Below are 21,172 nucleotides of genomic sequence, written 5' to 3'. Positions count from 1 at the left end.
GGGCGCATCACGCCCAAGGGGTCAGGAAGTCCGGCGGCAACAGCAGGTTGTGGCGGCCGAGGTTCCTGACATCGCGTTCGCCGCACAGTGCCATGGTGATGTCCAGCTCCTTCTGGATCACCTCCAGCGCCGCGGTCACGCCCGCCTGGCCCATGGCGCCCAGGCCATAGATGAAGGCGCGGCCGATATGGGTCGCATGCGCCCCCAGCGCCAGCGCCTTCAGCACGTCCTGGCCCGAGCGGATGCCGCTGTCCATGTGGATCTCGACCTGGTCGCCGACCGCCGCGACGATCTCGGGCAGCATGCGGATGGAACTCACCGCGCCGTCCAGTTGCCGGCCGCCGTGGTTGCTGACGATGATCGCATCGGCGCCGAAGCCCGCGGCCATGCGGGCATCCTCGGGGTCGTTGATGCCCTTCAGGATCAGCTTGCCGCCCCAGAGGTCGCGGATGCGGGCGATCTTGTCCCAGTCGAGCTGCGGGTCGAACTGCTCGGCGGTCCAGCTCGACAGCGAGGAGGTGTCGCCGACACCCTTGGCGTGACCCACGATATTGCCGAAGAAGCGGCGCTTCGTTTGCAGCATCTCGATGCCCCAGCGCCATTTCGTCGCCAGGTCCAGCATGACCGGCAGCGTCAGCTTGGGCGGCGCGGACAGGCCGTTCTTCAGGTCCTTGTGGCGCTGGCCCAGGATCTGCAGGTCCAGCGTCAGCACCAGGGCCGAGCAGCCGGCGCGCCTGGCCCGCTCGATGATCGCCTCCAGGAATTCCTGGTCTCGCATGACGTAAAGCTGGAACCAGAACGGATGCGGCACCTCTTGCGCCACGTCTTCGAGCGAGCAGATCGACATGGTCGACAGCGTGAAGGGCACGCCGAAATCGCGCGCGGCGCGGGCGGCCTTGATCTCGCCGTCGGCGGATTGCATGCCGGTCAGCCCGACCGGGGCCAGCGCCACCGGCATGGCGACGTCCTGGCCGATCATGGTGCTGCGGGTGCTGCGGTTCGTCATGTCGACGGCGACGCGCTGGCGCAGCTTGATGCGCTGGAAATCCGAGCAATTCTCGCGGAAGGTGCCCTCGGTATAGCTGCCGCTCTCGGCATAGTCGTAGAACATGCGCGGCACGCGCCGGCGATAGATCGCCTTGAGGTCGTCGATGCAGGTGATGACCGGCATGGGGCTTTCCTTATTCTGACGCCGTGAGGGCGGCGCAATCGGGCTGATCCTCAGGGCAGGCATCGTCCAGCGACCGCTGCGACAGCGCCTTGGAGCGGGTGCGCAGGGCGGCCGCGCGACGGTCCAGCGTCGCGGCATCGGCGACGCTGCCGCCGCCGCCACGCCCGGCCAGCGCCGCGCCGCGGGCGGCCAGCGCCCCGGTCGCGGCATCGGGGTCGCGCAGGGCATCCGCGGCATGGCCGGGCAGGGCGGGCTGCGCCAGCACCTGCTCGGTCGGCATCAGCGCCGGATAGTCGCGCCCGTCCTCGCAACCCGCCAGCGCCGCCAGCGCCGCGATGCCGATGATGCCGGCCAGCCTCATGCCGTTTCCCCTGCTGTTTCGGGCCGCACCATAGGCCCGGCCGGGCCGCCGGGACAAGATGCGCTCTTTCCTTGCCGGCCCTCCCTGCCTAGAAGGCGTTATGGCACGCAGGCAGGGCTCCAGGGCAGAGATCACCGGACCGCTGGTCCGCGACGCGGCGCGCAGGCTGTTCGCGCGCCACGGCTATGCCGCCGTCTCGATGCGCCAGATCGCGGCCGAGGTCGGCCTGCAGGTCGGCGCGCTCTACGCCTATACGCCCGACAAGCAGGCTTTGCTGGCCGACCTTCTGCGCAGCCATATGGAGGAGCTGCTCGCCGCCTGGCAGGACGACCCGGCGCGCCCGGCGCTCGACCGGCTGAAGGCCTTTTTGCGCTTCCACATCCAGACCAGCCTGGAACGGCCCGAGGCGGTGTTCCTGTCCTATATGGAGCTGCGCAACCTCGAAGCCGACAACCGCGCCGAGATCGCCGCGCTGCGCCGCCGCTACGAGGATGCGCTCGAGGCGATCCTGATCGCCGGCATGGCTCAGGGCAGCATGCGCATCCCCGATTCGCGTCTCGCCACCATGGCGCTGATCGCCATGCTGACCGGCATCACCAACTGGTATCGCGAAGGCGGCCGCCTGGACCAGGTCCGCGTTGCCGCCGTTTATTGGGAACTGGTCCGCGGCGCGGTGGGCGCCTGACCTGCGCCCAGCCCTTCTCCGCTCTCCAAATACCCCGGGGGGACCGCCTCTGCGGCCCCATCGAGGGGCCGCAGAGGCGCGGGGGGCGGCGCCCCCCGGACGCAGCGCCGCGCACAAGCCTGTTCAACCCCGGGCCAAGCCGGATATAAGACGGCATGAGCCTTCCGCCCCAGTTCCTCGACGAGATCCGCGCCCGCGTGCCTTTGTCGCGCGTGATCGGGCGCAAGGTGACCTGGGACCTGCGTCGCTCGAATCAGGCCAAGGGCGACTGGTGGGCGCCTTGCCCCTTTCACGGCGAAAAGACCGCCTCCTTCCACGTCGATGACCAGAAGGGCTTCTATTACTGCTTCGGCTGCCACGCCAAAGGCGACGCCCTGACCTTCCTGCGCGAGGCCGAGGGCATGGGCTTCCTGGAGGCGGTCGAGCTGCTCGCCTCGGAGGCCGGCTTGCAGATGCCCGAACGTGATCCGCGCCAGGTGCAGCGCGCCGACCGCCGCAGCGAACTGGTCGAGGTCATGGAGCAGGCGGTGCGCTGGTTCCGCATGCAACTGGGCATGGCCGCGGCCGAACAGGCGCGCGCCTATCTCGCCCGGCGCGGCCTCGACCCCGCCGCCTGCGAGCAATTCGGCATCGGCTTCGCCCCCGACCAGCGCCAGGGTCTGTTCAACGCACTGCGCAGCAAGGGCATCGCCGAGGCGCTGATCGTCGAGGCGGGACTCGCGGCCAAGCCCGACGGCGGCGGCGCGCCCTTCGACCGTTTCCGCGGCCGGATCATCTTTCCGATCCGCGACGGCCGCGGCCGCTGCATCGCCTTCGGCGGCCGGGCCATGGACCCGAATGCCCGCGCCAAATACCTGAACTCGCCCGAAACCGCGCTCTTCGACAAGGGCCGCAACCTCTACAACGCCGGACCGGCGCGCGCGGCGGTGGCCAAGGGCAAGCCGCTGGTGGTGGCCGAGGGCTACATGGACGTGATCGCCCTGGTCCGCGCCGGTTTCGAAGGCGCGGTGGCGCCCTTGGGCACCGCCATCACCGAGGACCAGCTGCGGCTGATGTGGCGCATCTCGCCCGAGCCGGTGATCGCGCTCGACGGCGACAGCGCGGGGCTGCGCGCGGCGATGCGGCTGATCGACCTGGCGCTGCCGATGACCGGGCCGGGGCAGGCGCTGCGCTTTGCTTTCCTGCCGCAGGGGCTGGACCCCGACGACCTGATCCGCGCCCGCGGCGCCGGCGCCATGGCGGCGGTGCTGGACGAGGCGCGGCCGCTGGTCGACCTGCTCTGGCGGCGCGAGACCGAGGGCCGGGTCTTCGACAGCCCCGAACGCCGCGCCGCGCTCGACAAGGCGCTTGGCGAGGCGGTGGCGCGGATCCCCGACAAGGACACGCGCGATCATTATTTCGCCACGCTGAAGAACCTGAAATGGGAGCTGTTCGGCAACCGCCGCCGCGATTCCGCCCAGCCGCGGCCCGCGCAGGCCGGCTGGCAGCCGCGCGGCATGCGGCCCGCGCTGCCGGTGGCGCCGGCGGCGCCGACCCGGGCCTCGCGCCTGTCCTCGCCCGAGGCCGGCGAGCATGACGCCGAACTGCTGATCGAGGCCATGGTGCTGGCGATCTGCGCCACCCATCCCGACCTGATCGGCCCGGTCGAATCGCGGCTGGAGCGGCTGGAGCCGCAGGACCCCGAGCGCGCCGCGCTGATCCACGACCTGCTCTCGGGCACCCCGTCCCAGGCCGGCCAGCGCGCCCTTGAATCGATCCTCGCCGAGCCCCATGTGAGGGCGGCCCCGGCGATTCTGCGCCCCCATGACGGCGATGCCGCCGCCGGCATCCTTGCCAATGCGCTCGACCGCATCGAGGCCCGCCGCGCCGCGCGCGAGGAAATCGCCCGCGCCGAGACCGAGATCCAGGGTCTGGCCGACGAGGGGCTGACCTGGCGCATGGCGCAATCCGCCCGCGCCCGCCAGCAGGCCGACCATCCCTCGCTGGCCGACCTGTCGGACCTGGGCGAGGACAGCGACGCCTTCCGGGCCATCCTGGATGCGGCGCTGAAGAACGAGATCTGGCGCAAGCCGCGCCGCTGAAATGGGTCGGAGGGGCCGAATTGCCCGCTTCGAATCACCCCGGTCCGGGGCCGGGCCGCAGGCTTTGATTCGCCTGCGACTCGCGCTAGAAACGACCGATAGCCGATCCCGATTCGCCGATTCGCGAATCACTGCCTCAAGGGAGCCAGCATGGCAGCCAACGACGACGACCAGAAGCCCGACACCAAGGACGACGATCACTCGCTGGACATGTCGCAGGCTGCGGTCAAGCGCATGATCGCCGAAGGGCGCGAGCGCGGCTTCATCACCTATGACCAGCTGAACGCGGTGCTGCCGCCCGAGCAGGTGAGCTCGGACCAGATCGAGGACGTGATGTCCATGCTGTCCGAGATGGACATCCGCGTGGTCGAAAGCGATGAGGACGCCGAGGAAGCCGAGACCGGCGGCGAGGTTGCGACCACCGGCTCGGGCTCGCGCGAGATCGCCGTCGCCACGGCCGAAACCGAAAAGCTGGACCGCACCGATGACCCGGTGCGCATGTATCTGCGCGAGATGGGCTCGGTCGAACTGCTGAGCCGCGAGGGCGAGATCGCCATCGCCAAGCGCATCGAGGCCGGCCGCAACACCATGATCGCCGGGCTCTGCGAAAGCCCGCTGACCTTCAAGGCCATCACGCTGTGGCGGCAGGAGCTTCTGGACGAGGACATCCTGCTGCGCGACGTGATCGACCTCGAAACCACCTTCGGCCGCTCGATGGACGAGGAGGGCGAAGAGGAAGAGGTGCTCGACACCGCCGCCGCCCCGGCCGCTTCCGGCAATGCCGGCACCTCGGAAGAGGAGGAGCTGGACGCCGACGGCAACCCCATCGGCCGCGACGACGAGGAAGAGGACGACGACGGCCAGAACCTGTCGCTGGCCGCGATGGAAGCCTCGCTGAAGCCCAAGGTGCTCGAGACGCTCGAAGCCATCGCCCAGGGCTATGAAGAGCTGGCGCATATGCAGGACAACCGCATGTCCGCCACGCTGAACGAGGACGGCACCTTCTCGGCCGCGCAGGAATCGGCCTATCAGGTGCTGCGCTCGCGCATCGTCGGGCTGGTCAACGAACTGCACCTGCACAATGCCCGGATCGAGGCGCTGGTCGACCAGATCTATGGCATCAACCGCCGCATCGTCACCATCGACTCGGGCATGGTGAAGCTGGCCGACGGCGCCCGCATCAACCGCCGCGAATTCATCGACGCCTATCGCGGCAGCGAGCTGGACCCGACCTGGGTCGAGCGCATGATGGAGCACAAGGGCCGCGGCTGGCAGGCGCTGTTCGAGCGTTCGCGCGCCCAGGTCGAGCAGCTGCGCGGCGACATGGCCATGGTCGGCCAGCATGTCGGCGTCGACATCGAGGAATTCCGCCGCATCGTCAGCCAGGTCCAGCGCGGCGAGAAGGAATCGCGCCAGGCCAAGAAGGAAATGGTCGAGGCGAACCTGCGGCTGGTGATCTCGATCGCCAAGAAATACACGAACAGGGGCCTGCAATTCCTTGATCTCATTCAGGAAGGCAATATCGGCCTGATGAAGGCCGTGGACAAGTTCGAGTATCGGCGCGGCTACAAGTTCTCGACCTATGCGACCTGGTGGATCCGCCAGGCGATCACGCGCAGCATCGCCGACCAGGCCCGCACCATCCGCATCCCGGTGCATATGATCGAGACGATCAATAAGCTGGTGCGCACCGGCCGCCAGATGCTGCACGAGATCGGCCGCGAGCCCACGCCCGAGGAACTGGCCGAAAAGCTGCAGATGCCGCTGGAAAAGGTCCGCAAGGTGATGAAGATCGCCAAGGAGCCGATCAGCCTCGAAACCCCGATCGGGGACGAGGAGGACAGCCAGCTTGGCGATTTCATCGAGGACAAGAATGCCGTGCTGCCGCTCGACAGCGCCATTCAGGAAAACCTCAAGGAAACCACCACCCGCGTGCTGGCCAGCCTGACCCCGCGCGAGGAGCGGGTGCTGCGCATGCGCTTCGGCATCGGCATGAACACCGACCACACGCTGGAAGAGGTCGGCCAGCAGTTCAGCGTCACCCGCGAGCGCATCCGCCAGATCGAGGCCAAGGCGCTGCGCAAGCTGAAGCACCCCTCGCGCTCGCGCAAGCTGCGGTCCTTCCTGGACCAGTAAGGCGCTTATCGCGAACTGAAAAGCGGCCGCGCCGGGCAAGCGCGGCCGCTTCGCTTTGGATCGGTTGCGGCTCAGCCGTGTTTCTCGATCCAGGCCGCGAAGGCGTCGACGAAACCGCCAAGGAATTTCGCCGTTGCCGGGTCGGTGACGTGGCCGTCGGCGGCATAAGCCTCGGGTTTCCACTGGATATAGGCCTCGGGCGTGGGCATCATCACCATGCCGACGGCCAGCATGTCGGTCTTGAGCCGGGCCTGGCCGACGGCGGCGCCGATCACGCCGGGCGAGGCGCCGGTGATCGCCGCCGGCTTGTCCTTCCAGGAATTCTCGCCATAGGGCCGGGTGCCCCAGTCCAGCGCGTTCTTGATCACGCCCGGATAGCTGCGGTTGTATTCCGGCGTGATCGCCAGCACCGCGTCGGAATGCTCGACCCGGTCCTTGAGCCGCAGCACCGGGACCGGCGGCTCGGCCCAGAGTTCCTCGTTGTAATGCGGCAGGTCGCCGATATGCAGCGGGTGGAACTGCAGCCGGTCTCCGGCCAGGTTTTGCAGCGCGAGCATCAGCCTGTGATTGATCGACTCCTTGCGCAGCGAGCCGATGATGACGGCGACGGACTTGGCCATGCCTGATCTCCTTTGACGGTTTGTGGCCAGAAGCTAGGCGCGGCGGCGGCGGGATGAAAGACCCGTGCGGCTTGCAATCATGGGGGAAAAGGTGAACAGTCGCGCCGGGCGCCCGCCGGGGCGCGAAACAGCGAGGCGCGGATGCCCGAGGACATGGCGGTGAAATTGCACGATTGGCTGGCGAATTCGGGCAACCTGCGCGCGGCCCTGGCGGTGGCGCTGGCCGCGCTGGCCCTGTGCTTCGTTCAGCTGTGGCGAACCCGGCGTTCGGCGCAGGCGTCCGCGGCGCGCGAATCGGCGCTGCTGGCGCGGCTGGAGGCCGAGGCGGCCCAGCTGCGCGATCAGCTGCTGGCCGCGAGCCGGCTGGAGACCCGCGCCGAGGGCCTGGGCCAGCGCATGCGCGAGCTGATCGAGGAACGCGACGCCTTGACCGACGCGCTGCATGGCGAGCGCCAGTCGGTCTCGCGGCTGGAGCGCATGCTGGCCGAGACCCGGCTGGCCGCCGAGAAGGACCGCGAGGCGGCCGAGCGCGATCTCGCCACCCTGCGCGAATTGCGCGAGGAGATGACCGGCCAGTTCCGGCTGATGGCGCATGAGACGCTGAAGACCCAGGGCAGCGAAATGCAAAAGACGCATGGCGAGCAGCTTTCCGCGCTGCTGACGCCGTTCCGCGACCAGGTGCACCGCTTCCAGACCGAGCTGCAGGCCCGCAACAAGGCCACCGACGAGGAGCGCGCCCGGCTGCGCGAACAGATCGAATATCTGCACAAGCGTTCCGAGGACATCTCGCGCGAGGCGGTGGCGCTGACCCGGGCGCTCAAGGGCGACAGCCAGAAGCGCGGTGCCTGGGGCGAGATGATCCTGGAGCGCATCCTCGAGGATTCGGGCCTGCTTTCCGGTACGCATTACCTGACCCAGACCAGCCACCGCGACGGCGACGGCAAGCTGTGGCGGCCGGACGTGATCGTGAAGCTGCCGCAGAAGAAGATCCTGGTGATCGACAGCAAGGTGTCGCTGAACGCCTATGAAGAGGCGGTGAATGCCGAGGACGGGCTGGTGCGCGAGGCGGCGCTGCGCCGGCATGTCGCCGCGATGCGCGGCCATGTCACCGGCCTGGCCGCCAAGGGCTATCAGGCGCTGGACGAGGGCGCGGTCGATTACGTGCTGATGTTCGTCCCGGTCGAGGGCGCCTTTTCCGAGGCGCTGCGGGTCGATCCCGACCTCGCGCGTTTCGCCATGGAGAACCGGGTCGGGCTGACCACGCCGACGACGCTGATGCTGACGCTGCGCACCGTCGATCACATCTGGACGGTCGAGCGGCGCGAATCGAACGCCATGCAGATCGCCGCTCGCGCCGGCCAGCTCTACGACAAGCTGCACGGTTTTGTCGGCGCCATCGAGGATGTCGGCACGGCGCTGGAGCGGGCGCAGAAAAGCCATGCCACCGCGCTCGACCGGCTGACGCGCGGCCCCGGCAACGTCATCCGCCAGGCCGAGATGCTGCGCGAACTCGGCGCCCGCACCCAGAAGCGGCTGGGGCTCGACCATGACGGCGCCATGCTGGAAGCGCCCGACGAGGCGGCGGAGTAGGCTTTTGGGTATTTTTGCAACAAAGAAGGCCAGGCTGCGGCCGGCCGTCGCCAGAGGGCGGCGATGAAGACGGTCCTGACCATCGCCACGCATGGCCCCGCCTGCCACGAGATCACGCGCGAGATTGCCGGCTGGCTGCGCCAGGTCGGCGCCGGGGAGGGCGTGCTGACGGTCTTTGTCCGCCATACCTCCTGCTCGCTGCTGATCCAGGAGAATGCCGACCCCGACGTGCAGCGCGACCTGCTGGGCTGGCTCGACCGCATCGCGCCGCCGGCCGATCACCCGTCGATGGCCTGGTTGACCCATCGCGCCGAGGGCCCCGACGACATGCCCGTGCATCTGAAGGCGGCGGTCCTGCCGGTCAGCCTGTCGATCCCGGTCGTGGACGGGCGCATGGCGCTTGGCACCTGGCAAGGCATCTATCTGGTCGAGCATCGCCACGCCCCGCATCGCCGCGAGGTGCTGGTCAAGTTTCAGGCAGGCTGACGAAAGCTGTGGAGAACCGACCGAAAATCGCTTCCCCTTAATTGTTTGTTGTGAAAACCTGCGTAACAAACGGGCAAGCAACCGGGGCAAGGCATGGCTTCAGGAAACCGATCACAAGCGGCGCAGGGGCTGGGCCTGATCGCCCCGCCGCTGGGCTATGCGGTGCTGGTGCTGGCGGCGCCGCTCCTGACCATCCTGGCCTATTCCTTCTTCAAGGACGGCTACCTGACCGTCATCCGCGAATTCACGCTGGAGAATTACCGCGCCGTCTGGTCCGACCCGATCTTTCACAAGATCATGCTGCGCTCGCTGGGCGTCGCGGCGCTGGTGACGCTGGTCACGGTGGTGCTGGCCTTTCCGGTGGCCTATTTCCTGTCCTTCGCGGTCGACCCGCGCAAGAAGTCCATGTGGCTGTTCCTGATCACCATTCCCTTCTGGACCAGCTACCTGATCCGGGTTTTCCTGTGGAAGGTGATCCTGGGCTATAACGGCGTCATCAACTCGGGGCTGAAGTCGCTGGGCATCATCGAGCAGCCGCTGACCTTCATCCTCTACAACGTGAACTCCATGGTGCTGACGCTGGCGCATGCCTATGCGCCCTTCGCGATCCTGCCGATCTTCATCGCGCTGGAAAAGATCGACCGCTCGCTGCTGGAGGCCGGGCGCGATCTGGGCGAAAGCCGGGCGATGACCTTCTGGCGGGTGACGCTGCCCCTGGCCATGCCGGGGGTGGTGGCGGCGGCGCTGATCGTCTTCATCCCGACCATCGGCGACTATGTCACCCCGGCGCTGATCGGCGGCGGCAAGATCCCGATGATCGCCAACATGATCCAGAGCCAGATGCTGGACCAGGACAACCGGCCGATGGGCTCGGCGCTGGCGGTCACCGCCATGCTGATCGTCGCGCTGCTGTCGCTGGTCTTCGTGGCGCTGAACCGCCGCTTCCTGAAGGTGCGGCAATGAAGGGCGGGGGGCTGCGCGCCTATGCGATCGCCTATCTGCTGTTCCTCTATGCGCCGATCCTGCTGCTGCCGGTCTTTGCCTTCAACTCGGGCACGATCATCGCCTTTCCGCTGAAGGAATTCACCACGCAATGGTTCGCCCAGATGGCCGAGAACGCCTCGCTGCGCCGGGCGCTGCTGAACTCGCTGACCATCGCGGTCTGCTCCTCGGTCTTCGCCACCTGCTTGGGCATCTTCGCCGCCCGCGCCTCGACCCGGTTCGCGTTTCCCGCCAAGGGGCCGATCATGGGGCTGATCATGCTGCCGCTGGTCCTGCCCGAGATCATCGTCTCGATCTCGCTTCTGGTGGTGCTCCTGTCCGTCGGGGTCAAGCTCAGCATCCTGACGGTGATGCTGGGCCATACGCTGATCTGCATGCCCTATGCGACGGTGATCCTGTCCACGGCCTTCAACTCGCTCGACCGTTCGCTGGAAGAGGCCGCCTATGACCTGGGCGAGACGCGATGGAGCGCCTTCCGGCTGGTGATCCTGCCGCTGGTCATGCCGGGGATCATCTCGTCGCTGCTGATGAGCTTCACCATCAGCCTGGACGAATTCATCATCGCCTTCTTCCTGGCCGGGAACGAGCCGACGCTGCCGACCTATATCTTCAGCCAGCTGCGCTTTCCGAAGCAGATCCCGATGATCATGGCGCTGGGGACGGTGCTGGTGGTGATGTCGATCCTGCTTCTGAGCGTCGCAGAATATTTCCGCCGTCGCGGCATCGCGAAGACCGGCGCCAAGGACACGGGGGGCTTCCTTTGAGCCAGAGCCAGAAAACCACCGCCGCCCATCGCGCCGCCATGGCCGGGGCCAAGCCGATGATCGAATGCCGGCAGGTGCAGAAATACTATGGCGACTATCACGCGCTGCGCGGCATCGACCTGACCATCCGCGCGGGCGAGTTCTTTTCGCTGCTCGGCCCCTCGGGCTGCGGCAAGACCACGCTTTTGCGCACCATCGCCGGGTTCGAGGATATTTCCTCGGGCGTGGTGCTGATCGACGGCCAGGACATGGAGGGGGTGCCGGCAAACCGCCGCCCCACGAACATGGTGTTCCAGTCCTATGCCATCTTCCCGCATCTGACCGTGGCCGAGAACGTCGGCTTCGGCCTGCGCCGCGACCCGCGTTCCAAGGCCGAAAAGGCCGCCGCGGTCGAGGAGGCGCTGGCCATGGTCGGCCTGAAGGGCTACGGCGCCCGCGCCAGCCATGCGCTCTCGGGCGGGCAGCGGCAGCGGGTGGCGCTGGCCCGGGCGCTGATCCTGAAGCCCAAGGTGCTGCTGCTGGACGAACCCTTGTCGGCCTTGGACCGCAAGATGCGCGAGCAGATGCAGGTCGAACTGATCAAGCTGCAGCGCCAGGTCGGCATCACCTTCGTCCTGGTCACCCATGACCAGGAGGAGGCGCTGGTCATGTCCGACCGCATCGCGGTGATGTTCGAGGGCCAGATCGCCCAGCTCGACGGGCCCGAGGCGCTTTATGCCCGCCCGACCAGCCGCCGGGTGGCGAATTTCATCGGCGTGATGAATTTCCTGCCGACGCGGGTGCTGGGCGAAACGCTCTCGGGGGTCGAGGTCGAGGTGCCCGGCCTCGGCCGGGTCGAGATCCCGGCGGCGAATGTCAGCCATGCCGATCCCGGCGACGACGGCCCCTCGGTCGGCTTCCGGCCCGAGGCGGTGTCGCTGGTCTCGGCCGGCGCGCCGGGCCAGGCCCGGGTCGCCGAAGGGGTCGTCGACGAGGTCGTCTATTACGGCGACATGACCTATTACGACGTGCGGCTGGACGGCTCGGCCGGGTTCGACGGCCAGGCCCGGCCGGTCCGCATCGCCATGCGCAACGTCTTCGGCCGCGAGGTGCAGGACGTGGGCACGCGCGCGAATGTGAGCTGGTCGCCGGGCTCGCTGGTGCTTTTCCGCTGAAACGCCCGACGCCGGCCGCGGCATTCCGCCGAGCCGGTTTGCGGCCCGGCGCCGCCCATGCCACAGTCCCCGCACAATGCAACAGACGGAGATCGAGATGATCGCACGTTCCGCAACATTCCGCGTGGCCCTGTTGTCGGCCCTGACCGTGGCCGGCCTTTCCGCCGGCGCCCTGGCGCAAGAGGCGGCGACCCCCACCACCCCGGCCCCCGCGGCCACGGCCGAAGCCCCGGCCGCCACCGCGCCGGCCCCGGCCGCGCAGGACAGCGGCGCCGCCTATGAAAGCGCCCGCAACCAGCTGGGCGTGCTGGGTTATTGCCAGGACAAGGGCTATATCGACGCCAAGGCGGTCGAGACCCAGACCAAGCTTCTGGCAATGATCCCGGCAGGCGATACCGCCAAGGGCGATGCGGCCGAGGCCAAGGGCAAGGAAGGCACCGTTTCGGCCATGGGGGTCGAGCGCACCCTGGCCGATGCCGCCAAGGAAAAGAACACCACCGAGGATGCGCTCTGCAAGCAGATGGACGCGCTGTTGCAGCAGCTCGCCTCGCAAGTGCCGGCCTGACGCCGGTCTCGTGAACCGGGGGCCAGTCGCTCGGTCCCCGGCTTGCGGCCGGTCCCGATCCGCGAGGGGCGGGGCCGGCCGTCGACGGCTAGAGCGGCGGCAACGTGGCTTGGGTCTTTTTCGGCAGCGCGCCGCGCACCAGCCGATAGGAATGGCGGATGCGATGCGCCAGCTCGTCCGGCGCCGAATCCAGCGGCAGGGCCACCCAGCTTGCATGCAGATAGGCCGCGCGTTCGGCCACGCCGGTCTCGATCAGGAAGCGTGCCGTCTCGGCGCTGTCGGTCTTGACCGAGACCAGACCGTTGGTGGCGCCGGTCACGGCAAAGCTCTTGCCGCCGATCTTCCAGCAATCATGGCCACCGCCCCAGGGGTCCGACCACTCGGCCCCGGGCTGGGCGGCGCAGATCTCGTTCACCAGTTCGCGGCTCATGGCGCGAGTGTCGCAGCCTCTCTTGGCAGAGGCAAGACAATGCGTTAAGGCAGGCGCATGAAGGTGAGAACCGCCGCCCTCCGCTGCATCATTACCGGCTGAAATTTCAGGCGGGCGGTTCCAGATTGACCGGATGACGCCCGCAAAGGGGAAGTCATGGTCGAGATCAGGCTGACGAATACGAAGACGCGCCGGAAAGAGGATTTCCAGCCGCTGGACCCGCAGAACGTGCGGCTGTATCTGTGCGGCCCGACGGTCTATGACCGCGCGCATCTGGGCAATGCCCGGCCGGTGGTGGTGATCGACGTGCTGGTGCGGCTGCTGCGCCATGTCTATGGCCCGGAGCATGTGACCTATGTGCGCAATTTCACCGACGTGGACGACAAGATCAACGCGGCCGCGCTGGCCCGCAAGGAAGCCGGCGCGCCGGGCACGCTGGAGGAGCTGATCCGCCAGCGCACCGCGGAGACCATCGGCTGGTATCACGCCGACATGGATGCGCTGGGGGCCGCGCGCCCGGATCACGAGCCGCGCGCCACCGACTACATCGACCAGATGCAGCGCATGATCGGCCAGCTGATCGAAAGCGGCCATGCCTATGCCAGGGACGGCCATGTGCTGTTCCGGGTGCGGAGTTATGCCGATTACGGCAAGCTCTCGGGCCGCTCGGTCGACGACATGATCGCCGGGGCGCGGGTCGAGGTCGCGCCCTTCAAGGAAGACCCGATGGACTTCGTGCTGTGGAAGCCCTCGGACGGTGACCTGCCGGGCTGGGACAGCCCCTGGGGCCGCGGCCGGCCGGGCTGGCATATCGAATGCTCGGCCATGTCCTACGAGCTTTTGGGCGAGAGCTTCGACATCCATGCCGGCGGCATCGACCTGCAATTCCCGCATCACGAGAACGAGATCGCGCAGAGCTGCTGCGCGCATCCGCACGGGCAGTTCGCCCGGGTCTGGCTGCATAACGAGATGCTGCAGGTCGAGGGCCGGAAGATGTCCAAGAGCCTGGGCAATTTCTTCACCGTGCGCGATTTGCTGGACCAGGGCATCCCGGGCGAGGTGATCCGCTTCGTGCTGCTGTCCACGCATTACCGCAAGCCGATGGACTGGACGGCCGAGAAGGCGCGCGAGGCCGAGGCGAGCCTGCGCAAGTGGCGCGGGCTTGTCGCGGGGATCGACCCCGCGCCAAGCCCGGCCCCCGCCGTCATCGCCGCGCTTGCCGACGATCTCAATACCGCGGGGGCGATCGCGGCGCTGCACGAGCTGGCGGGGCAGGGCGACGCGGCGGGGCTCTTGGCCTCGGCGCAACTGCTGGGGCTGCTGGGCGAGGAGCTGGGCGATTGGGCGCGCGGGCCGGACCTCTCGGTCCTGGCCGCCCGGATGGAGAGCCTGCGTGCCGAGGCCAAGGCGCAGAAGGATTTCTCGGCCGTCGATGCGCTCAAGCGCCAGCTGGCCGAGGCCGGGGTCGAGATCCGCATGACCAAGGACGGCACCGAGCTTCTGCCCGGCGCCGGCTTCGATCCCGCCCGCCTGCCGCAATAATCCGAACCAGCCAGCCGAAAGGGGAATGCCCCGATGCCGCGCGAGCGACTTTACCTCTACGACACCACGCTGCGCGACGGGCAGCAGACCCAGGGCGTGCAGTTCTCGGCCGCCGAGAAGGCCGAGATCGCCCTGATGCTGGACAGCCTGGGCGTCGATTACATCGAGGGCGGCTGGCCCGGCGCCAATCCGACCGACAGCGACTTCTTCGCCGCGGCACCCGCGACCCGCGCCACCATGACCGCCTTTGGCATGACCAAGCGGGCCGGGCGCTCGGCCCAGAACGACGACGTGCTGGCGGCGGTGCTGGATGCGGGCACGCCGGCGGTCTGCATCGTCGGCAAGACCCATCCCTTTCACGTCCGCGAGGCGTTGGGGATCACGCTGGAGGAGAACCTCGAGAACATCCGCGCCTCGGTCGCGCATCTGGTGGCCCAAGGCCGCGAGGCGCTGTTCGATGCCGAGCATTTCTTCGACGGCCATGCCGAGGATGCGGATTACGCGACCCGCTGCCTGCGGGTGGCGCTGGAGGCGGGCGCGCGCTGGCTGGTGCTGTGCGACACCAATGGCGGCACGCTGCCCGACCGCGTGGGGCAGGTCACGCGGGCGGTGATCGCGGCGGGCATCCCGGGCGAGCGCCTGGGCATCCACACCCATGACGACACCGGCAACGCCGTCGCCTGCACGCTGGCCGCCGTCGATGCCGGGGCGCGGCAGATCCAGGGCACGTTGAACGGCCTCGGCGAGCGCTGCGGCAATGCCAGCCTGACGACGCTGATCCCGACGCTCTTGCTGAAGGAGCCCTATGCCTCGGGTTATGAGACCGGGCTGGCGGGGCTTTCCGAGATGACGCGGATCTCACGCCGGCTCGACGAGATCCTGAACCGCGCGCCCGCGCGTGCCGCGCCCTATGTCGGCACCTCGGCCTTTGCCCACAAGGCCGGGCTGCATGCCAGCGCCATCCTGAAGAACCCGGCGACCTATGAGCATATCGACCCGGCGGCGGTCGGCAATGCGCGGGTGATCCCGATGTCGAACCAGGCCGGGCAGTCGAACCTGCGTGCGCGTCTGGCGGATGCCGGGATCGAGATCGCCCGCGACGATCCGGCGCTGGTGCGGATCCTGGACCTGGTCAAGGCGCGCGAGGATCAGGGCTATGCCTATGACGGCGCCCAGGCCAGTTTCGAGCTGCTGGCGCTGGCCGAATTGGGGCGGATGCAGCATTTCTTCGACGTCGAGCGCTATCGCGTCACCGTCGAGCGCAGGACGAACGCGCTGGGAAAACGCATCTCGGTTTCCGAGGCGGTGGTCGTGGTCGAGATCGGCGGCGCGCGCATGCTCTCGGTCAGCGAAAGCATGGACGGCGAAGGGCATGATCGCGGCCCGGTCAACGCGCTGTGGCGGGCGCTCGCCAAGGATCTGGGGCCCTATCAGGCCGCCATCGACGACATGCATCTGGTCGACTTCCGCGTCCGCATCACCGGCGGCGGCACCGATGCCGCGACCCGGGTCATCATCGACAGCGCCGACGGCCAAGGCAACCGCTGGTCCACGGTCGGCGTCTCGCCCAATATCGTCGATGCCAGTTTCGAGGCGCTGGTCGACGCGATCCGCTGGAAGCTGCTCCGCGACGGGGTGGTCCCGGCATGAGCCTTGACGCCTGCGCCGAAAGCCTGCGCGCCCATGATCACGAGCGTTTCGGCATCTGCCTGCTGGCCCCGGCCGAGGCGCGGCCGAAGCTGCTGACGCTTTATGCGCTGAGCCTGGAGCTGGCGCGGGCGCCGCTGGCCTCGCACGAGCCGCTGATCGCCGAGATGCGGCTGCAATGGTGGATCGAGCGGCTGCAGGCGATCGGGCAGGGCCAGCGGCCGTCGCATGAGCTGCTGACGCCGCTGGCCGAGGCTTGGGGCGACCGCGCCGGTGCCTTTGCCGGTCTGGCCGAGCCGCGCCGGCGCGATGCGGCGCGCGAGCCGCATGAGGGGCCGGAGGCGGTCGCGGCTTATGTGCGGGAAACGGCGGTGCCGCTGGTCCTGTTCGCGGCCGAGGCCCTCGATGGGCCGAAGGCGGCGACACCCGCTGTCGCTGCCTGGGCTGGCGCCGGGGGCTTCGCGCCCCCGGACCCCCGCGGGGTATTGGGGGAGCAAAGAAGCCTGGGGCCGGTGGCGGGCGTGATCGCCGCGCAGGCCGAAGGGGCAGGGCTGGCGGCCTGGCTGGCCGCGCTGCCGGCCTTGCAGGGGCTGGGACTGGGGCTTTGGGAGCCTTCGGCGCCGGTGCTGGCCGAGATTGCCGGCATGGCGCGGGCGAAGCTGGCCGAGGCGCGGGCCGGGCGGCGCGCAGTGCCGCGCGGGCTGGCGCCGGTGCTGTTTCCGGGCGCGCAGGTAAAGGCGGTGCTGGAGGCGGCGCCGCGCGGCATCGAGGCCCTGGCCGGGGCGCAGGTGTCGGAGTTCCGCAAACGGCTGGCCTTGACCCGCTTTGCCCTGACCCATCGCTGGTGGGTGTGAAAAAGGGCGGCCTTGCGGGCCGCCCTTCCTTGTTTCTGCGCGGTCGGTCAGCCGCGCAGGATCGAGCGCCCGGCATAGACTGCGCTGGCGCCCAGCATTTCCTCGATGCGGATCAGCTGGTTGTATTTCGCCAGCCGGTCCGAGCGCGCGAGCGAGCCGGTCTTGATCTGGCCGCAGTTCGTCGCCACGGCGAGGTCGGCGATGGTCGCGTCCTCGGTCTCGCCCGAGCGGTGCGACATCACCGAGGTATAGCGGGCACGGTCGGCCATGCGCACGGCGTCCAGCGTCTCGGTCAGGGTGCCGATCTGGTTGACCTTCACCAGCAGCGAGTTGGCGCAACCCTTGGCGATGCCCTCGGCCAGACGCTCAGGGTTGGTGACGAAGAGGTCGTCGCCGACCAGCTGCACGCGGTCGCCCAGGCGCTCGGTCAGCAGTTTCCAGCCGTCCCAGTCGTCCTCGGAGCAGCCGTCCTCGATCGACAGGATCGGGTAGTCGTTGCAGAGCGCTTCCAGATAGGCGACGTTTTCGGCCGGGGCCAGGGATTTGCCCTCGCCCTTCATCTCGTATTTGCCGCCCTTGAAATACTCGGTCGAGGCGCAGTCCAGCGCCAGCATGATGTCGTCGCCGGGCGCGTAGCCGGCCTTTTCGATGGCCTTCAGGATGAAGTCCAGCGCGTCGCGGGTCGAGCTGAGGTTCGGCGCGAAGCCGCCCTCGTCGCCGACGCCGGTGGCGAGACCCGCCGCCGAGAGTTCCTTCTTCAGCGTGTGGAACACCTCGGAACCCATGCGCACGGCTTCGCGGATGTTCTCCGCCGAAACCGGCATGATCATGAATTCCTGGATGTCGATCGGGTTGTCGGCATGTTCGCCGCCGTTGATGATGTTCATCATCGGCACCGGCAGCACATGCGCGCCCGTGCCGCCGACATAGCGGTAGAGCGGCTGCGCCGAGGCTTCCGCCGCGGCCTTGGCGGCGGCCAGCGACACGCCCAGGATGGCATTGGCGCCCAGCCGGCCCTTGTTCGGGGTGCCGTCGAGCTCGATCATCAGCCGGTCGATGCCGATCTGGTCGGTCGCGTCCTCGCCGATCAGATTCTCGGCGATCTCGCCATTGACCGCATTGACGGCCTCCAGCACGCCCTTGCCCATGTAGCGCGCCTTGTCGCCGTCGCGCTTTTCCACCGCCTCATGCGCGCCGGTCGAGGCGCCCGAGGGCACCGCGGCGCGGCCCATGGTGCCGTCCTCCAGCGTCACGTCGACCTCGACCGTCGGGTTGCCCCGGCTGTCCAGAATCTCGCGCGCAAAGATGTCGATGATGGCCGTCATGGCTTCCGTCCCTCTCGTGACAATGGTTGGGCGTTGTTTAGCCGAGCCGGCCGGCCCGGAAAAGCGCCATTATTCCGTTGCGGCATCATCCTCGCCGGGGATGCGCGAGGTGATGCGGGCCGGGTGATAGCCGCGCGGCACGTCCTCATGCGCATCGACCACCAGGTCGGCCCAGACCGGCAGGTGGTCCGAAGCTTGCCGAGCCATGTCGCTGTCAAGGACGCCGCAATCCCGCAGTTCGATGCTGCGCGACATGGCGAAACGGTCGTAGCGCAGCCGCGGAAAGGGCGCGGGCCAGCTGGGGCCGGGGGTGACGATGCGCAAGGGCTCCAGCGCCTCGAGCCCGCGCGAATCGTGCCATTCGTTGAAATCGCCGGTCAGCACCATGCGGTCGTGGCCGATGCGCCGGGCCTGGGCGATGATGCGCGACAGCTGCGCCCGGCGGGACGAGCGCATCAGGCCCAGGTGCATCGCCACCACCGTCAGCCCGGGCAGGCGCAGCACCAGGGCGCCGCGCGGCTCGATCCCGGGCAGGGGCAGGCGGCGGATCTCGGCCTTGTCGCGCAACTCGGGGCGCAGAAGGATGGTCTGGCCGTGCCAGCCCAGCGAATTCTCGCCGGTGCCGAGAAAGGGCGCGGGCACCATGCCGGTGGTGCGCTCGATCAGCGCCCGCGGCAGCGCCTCGGGCCGGGCGCCGAAGCGGAAATCGACCTCTTGCAGCGCGATGACATCGGCGCCGAGTTCGGCGATCACGGCAAGGTTGCGTTCGGGCGCATGCGGGCCGGTCATGCCGCGGCATTTGTGCAGGTTATAGCTGGCCAGTCGCAGATGGTCGGGACTTTTCGCCATGGGCCTGTCGTTCTTCAGGTGCCGCAGAAGGTGCGCTGGACCAGTTCCTCGGGCCGCGGCGCCAGGGCAAAGCTGTCCCATTCCGGACGATCCTGCAAGGGCTCGCGCAAGGCCGCGTCAAGCGCGTGGAACGGTGCATAGTCGCCGTCCCGGGCGGCGGCGATCACCGCCTCGATGCGGTGGTTCCTGGGGATGCGGCGCGGATTGGCCGCGGCCATCACCGCCTGGGCATCCGCGAGCCCGGCGATGCGGGCCTGCCAGTCGACGACCCAGGCGTCGAAACCGGCCGGATCGGCGAGCTCGGCCCGCGCCGTGCCGTCCGACAGCCCGGCGAAGCTGCGGGTGAAATCCGCCCGCGTCTCGGCCATCAGCGTCAGCAGGCGCTCGACCAAGCCGCGATCCTCGGGGCGCGGATCGGAAATGCCCAGCTTGGCGGCAAAGCGGCCCAGCCATTCGCGCTGATAGATCTCGGGGAAGCCGTGCACGATGCGGGTCGCGCGCTCAACCGCGGCATCGTCATTGCCCATCAGCGGCACCAGGCAGCTCGCGAGCTGCGCCAGGTTCCAGACCGCGATGTTCGGCTGCTCGCGCCAGGCATAGCGGCCATGGGCGTCGATCGAGGAGAACACCTTGTCCGGCCGATATTCGTCCATGAAGGCGCAGGGGCCATAGTCGATGGTCTCGCCCGAGACCGCCATGTTGTCGGTGTTCATCACCCCGTGGATGAAGCCGAGCGCCATCCAGCCGGCGATGGTCGCGGCCTGCCGCGCCACCACGGCCTCCAGCAGTTCGCCGGCGTCGGCCGCAGCCGGATAGTGCCGGGCGATGACGTGATCGGCCAGCAGTTGCAGCCGGTCGCGGTCGCCGCGCGCGGCATAGAATTCGAAGGTGCCGACGCGGATATGGCTCGCGGCAACGCGGGTCAGCACCGCGCCGGGCAGCAGGGTCTCGCGGATCACCTGCTCGCCGGTGGCGACGGCGGCCAGCGCCCGCGTGGTCGGGATGCCGCAGGCCGCCATGAATTCGCTGACCAGGTATTCGCGCAGCACCGGCCCCAGCCAGGCCCGGCCGTCGCCCCGGCGCGAGAAGGGCGTGGGCCCGGCGCCCTTCAGCTGGATGTCGAAGCGCGCGCCGTCCGGCGCCACCACCTCGCCCAGCAGAACGGCGCGGCCGTCGCCCAGTTGCGGCACGAAACCGCCGAACTGGTGGCCGGCATAGGCCTGGGCGATGGGCTCGGCGCCCTCGGGCAGGGCGTTGCCGGCCAGCATGGCGATGCCCTCGGGGCCGGCGAGCCAATCGGCATCCAGGCCCAGCCGTTCGGCCAGCGGCCGGTTCAGCGCCACCAGCTGCGGATCGCGCACCGGCGTCGGATGGGTGCGGGTGAAGAAGCCCTGGGGCAGCCGGGCATAGCTGTTGTCGAAGTGGATCATCGGACCCTCCTTTCGACATTATCTAGCCTTCCTTGCGGAAAAGTTAAGGCCCGCTCAATGCGAGACGCTGTTCGAGAACAGGTTGACCACCACCACGCCGCCGACGATCAGCGAAAGCCCGATCACCGCGGCCAGGTCCAGCTTCTGGCCGAAACCCACCAGTCCGATCAGCGACACCAGCACGATGCCGAGCCCGCTCCAGATCGCATAGGCGATGCCCAGCGGCATGCTGCGCAGCGCATGCGACAGGAAATAGAACGAGGCCGCATAGCACAGCCCCATCGCCAGCGTCGGCACAAGCTGGGTGAACTGCTGGCTGCGCTGCAGGAAGGTCGTGCCGATGACCTCCAGCGTGATGGCGGTGAAAAGCGTGGCATAGGTGCTGATCGGCATGGGCGGCTCCGGCGAATCTGGCCCCATCTAAGCCGGCGCAGGACAGAAAGTCACGCCGCCCTTGAACCCGGGTCGCGATCTGACTAT

Annotated in this window: 20 protein-coding genes; 12 read left to right on the top strand and 8 right to left on the bottom strand. The window is 68.5% G+C overall.

Translation table 11 applies throughout. The features are described from left to right. Window positions 1–7 precede the first annotated feature (7 nt). Entirely contained in the window at window positions 8–1,171 is a 1,164-nt protein-coding gene (locus tag ASV56_RS02660) for an alpha-hydroxy acid oxidase (protein WP_062560682.1), read from the bottom strand. Between the two features lie 10 nt (window positions 1,172–1,181). Beyond that, a complete protein-coding gene (locus ASV56_RS02655) occupies window positions 1,182–1,532 on the bottom strand; it encodes a hypothetical protein (RefSeq protein ID WP_062560681.1) in 351 nt (116 codons plus the stop codon). 100 nt (window positions 1,533–1,632) lie between these two features. Between ASV56_RS02655 and ASV56_RS02650 the strand changes: the two genes are divergently transcribed. From ASV56_RS02650 to rpoD, 3 genes are all read left to right on the top strand, one after another. Beyond that, window positions 1,633–2,217, top strand: coding sequence for a TetR/AcrR family transcriptional regulator (locus tag ASV56_RS02650; RefSeq protein ID WP_062560680.1), 585 nt, complete (start codon window positions 1,633–1,635; stop codon window positions 2,215–2,217). Window positions 2,218–2,372: 155 nt separating this feature from the next. Further along, a complete protein-coding gene (gene dnaG / locus ASV56_RS02645; RefSeq protein ID WP_062560679.1) occupies window positions 2,373–4,298 on the top strand; it encodes a DNA primase in 1,926 nt (641 codons plus the stop codon). Window positions 4,299–4,448: 150 nt separating this feature from the next. After that, a complete protein-coding gene (gene rpoD, locus ASV56_RS02640; RefSeq protein ID WP_062560678.1) occupies window positions 4,449–6,434 on the top strand; it encodes an RNA polymerase sigma factor RpoD in 1,986 nt (661 codons plus the stop codon). Between the two features lie 71 nt (window positions 6,435–6,505). Here rpoD and ASV56_RS02635 read toward each other — a convergent pair whose 3' ends face one another. Further along, entirely contained in the window at window positions 6,506–7,054 is a 549-nt protein-coding gene (locus ASV56_RS02635; RefSeq protein WP_062560677.1) for an NADPH-dependent FMN reductase, read from the bottom strand. 141 nt (window positions 7,055–7,195) lie between these two features. Between ASV56_RS02635 and rmuC the strand changes: the two genes are divergently transcribed. From rmuC to ASV56_RS02605, 6 genes are all read left to right on the top strand, one after another. Beyond that, window positions 7,196–8,644 (top strand): DNA recombination protein RmuC, encoded by a 1,449-nt coding sequence (gene rmuC, locus ASV56_RS02630; RefSeq protein WP_062560676.1) that lies wholly within the window; start codon window positions 7,196–7,198, stop codon window positions 8,642–8,644. A gap of 63 nt (window positions 8,645–8,707) precedes the next feature. After that, a complete protein-coding gene (locus ASV56_RS02625; protein WP_062560675.1) occupies window positions 8,708–9,130 on the top strand; it encodes a secondary thiamine-phosphate synthase enzyme YjbQ in 423 nt (140 codons plus the stop codon). A gap of 93 nt (window positions 9,131–9,223) precedes the next feature. Further along, complete coding sequence (locus ASV56_RS02620) at window positions 9,224–10,093, top strand: ABC transporter permease (protein WP_062560674.1); 870 nt, start codon at window positions 9,224–9,226, stop codon at window positions 10,091–10,093. After that, window positions 10,090–10,896 carry an ABC transporter permease gene (locus tag ASV56_RS02615; protein WP_062560673.1) on the top strand — a complete coding sequence of 269 codons (807 nt, stop codon included), beginning with the start codon at window positions 10,090–10,092 and terminating at the stop codon, window positions 10,894–10,896. Before ASV56_RS02620 ends, ASV56_RS02615 begins: the two co-directional genes overlap by 4 nt. Window positions 10,897–10,952: 56 nt before the next feature. Then, a complete protein-coding gene (locus tag ASV56_RS02610; RefSeq protein ID WP_172823753.1) occupies window positions 10,953–12,050 on the top strand; it encodes an ABC transporter ATP-binding protein in 1,098 nt (365 codons plus the stop codon). Window positions 12,051–12,147: 97 nt separating this feature from the next. Beyond that, entirely contained in the window at window positions 12,148–12,615 is a 468-nt protein-coding gene (locus tag ASV56_RS02605; protein WP_062562202.1) for a pore-forming ESAT-6 family protein, read from the top strand. 88 nt (window positions 12,616–12,703) lie between these two features. On the opposite strand, the gene ASV56_RS02600 is transcribed toward ASV56_RS02605, so the two are convergent. Continuing rightward, on the bottom strand, window positions 12,704–13,045 hold the full coding sequence (locus ASV56_RS02600; RefSeq protein ID WP_017997884.1) for an MmcQ/YjbR family DNA-binding protein: 342 nt from the start codon (window positions 13,043–13,045) through the stop codon (window positions 12,704–12,706). 156 nt (window positions 13,046–13,201) lie between these two features. On the opposite strand from ASV56_RS02600, the gene cysS reads away from it, so the two are divergent. The 3 genes from cysS to ASV56_RS02585 are packed head-to-tail and all read left to right on the top strand — an operon-like array spanning window position 13,202 to window position 17,088. Then, window positions 13,202–14,587 carry a cysteine--tRNA ligase gene (cysS, locus tag ASV56_RS02595; RefSeq protein WP_062560672.1) on the top strand — a complete coding sequence of 462 codons (1,386 nt, stop codon included), beginning with the start codon at window positions 13,202–13,204 and terminating at the stop codon, window positions 14,585–14,587. Between the two features lie 33 nt (window positions 14,588–14,620). Next, window positions 14,621–16,237 carry a citramalate synthase gene (gene cimA / locus ASV56_RS02590; RefSeq protein ID WP_062560671.1) on the top strand — a complete coding sequence of 539 codons (1,617 nt, stop codon included), beginning with the start codon at window positions 14,621–14,623 and terminating at the stop codon, window positions 16,235–16,237. Beyond that, window positions 16,234–17,088: a squalene/phytoene synthase family protein gene (locus ASV56_RS02585; protein ID WP_062560670.1), complete on the top strand. Its 855-nt coding sequence runs from the start codon at window positions 16,234–16,236 to the stop codon at window positions 17,086–17,088. The genes cimA and ASV56_RS02585 overlap by 4 nt, the downstream gene beginning before the upstream one ends. Before the next feature lie 47 nt (window positions 17,089–17,135). Here the strand turns inward: ASV56_RS02585 and eno are convergent, their stop codons facing one another. The 4 genes from eno to ASV56_RS02565 form a co-directional block, all read right to left on the bottom strand. Next, entirely contained in the window at window positions 17,136–18,413 is a 1,278-nt protein-coding gene (gene eno, locus ASV56_RS02580; protein WP_062560669.1) for a phosphopyruvate hydratase, read from the bottom strand. Window positions 18,414–18,482: 69 nt separating this feature from the next. Then, window positions 18,483–19,262: an endonuclease/exonuclease/phosphatase family protein gene (locus tag ASV56_RS02575; protein WP_017997889.1), complete on the bottom strand. Its 780-nt coding sequence runs from the start codon at window positions 19,260–19,262 to the stop codon at window positions 18,483–18,485. Window positions 19,263–19,276: 14 nt separating this feature from the next. Beyond that, window positions 19,277–20,692 carry a protein adenylyltransferase SelO gene (locus ASV56_RS02570; RefSeq protein WP_062560668.1) on the bottom strand — a complete coding sequence of 472 codons (1,416 nt, stop codon included), beginning with the start codon at window positions 20,690–20,692 and terminating at the stop codon, window positions 19,277–19,279. Window positions 20,693–20,746: 54 nt separating this feature from the next. Further along, window positions 20,747–21,085 (bottom strand): DMT family transporter, encoded by a 339-nt coding sequence (locus tag ASV56_RS02565; RefSeq protein ID WP_062560667.1) that lies wholly within the window; start codon window positions 21,083–21,085, stop codon window positions 20,747–20,749. Window positions 21,086–21,172 lie beyond the last annotated feature (87 nt).

This window comes from Paracoccus aminovorans, assembly GCF_001546115.1.
Lineage (GTDB): Bacteria > Pseudomonadota > Alphaproteobacteria > Rhodobacterales > Rhodobacteraceae > Paracoccus > Paracoccus aminovorans_B.
Note: the sequence above shows the minus strand (reverse complement) of the source record. Positions and strands in the feature narration are given on the sequence as shown.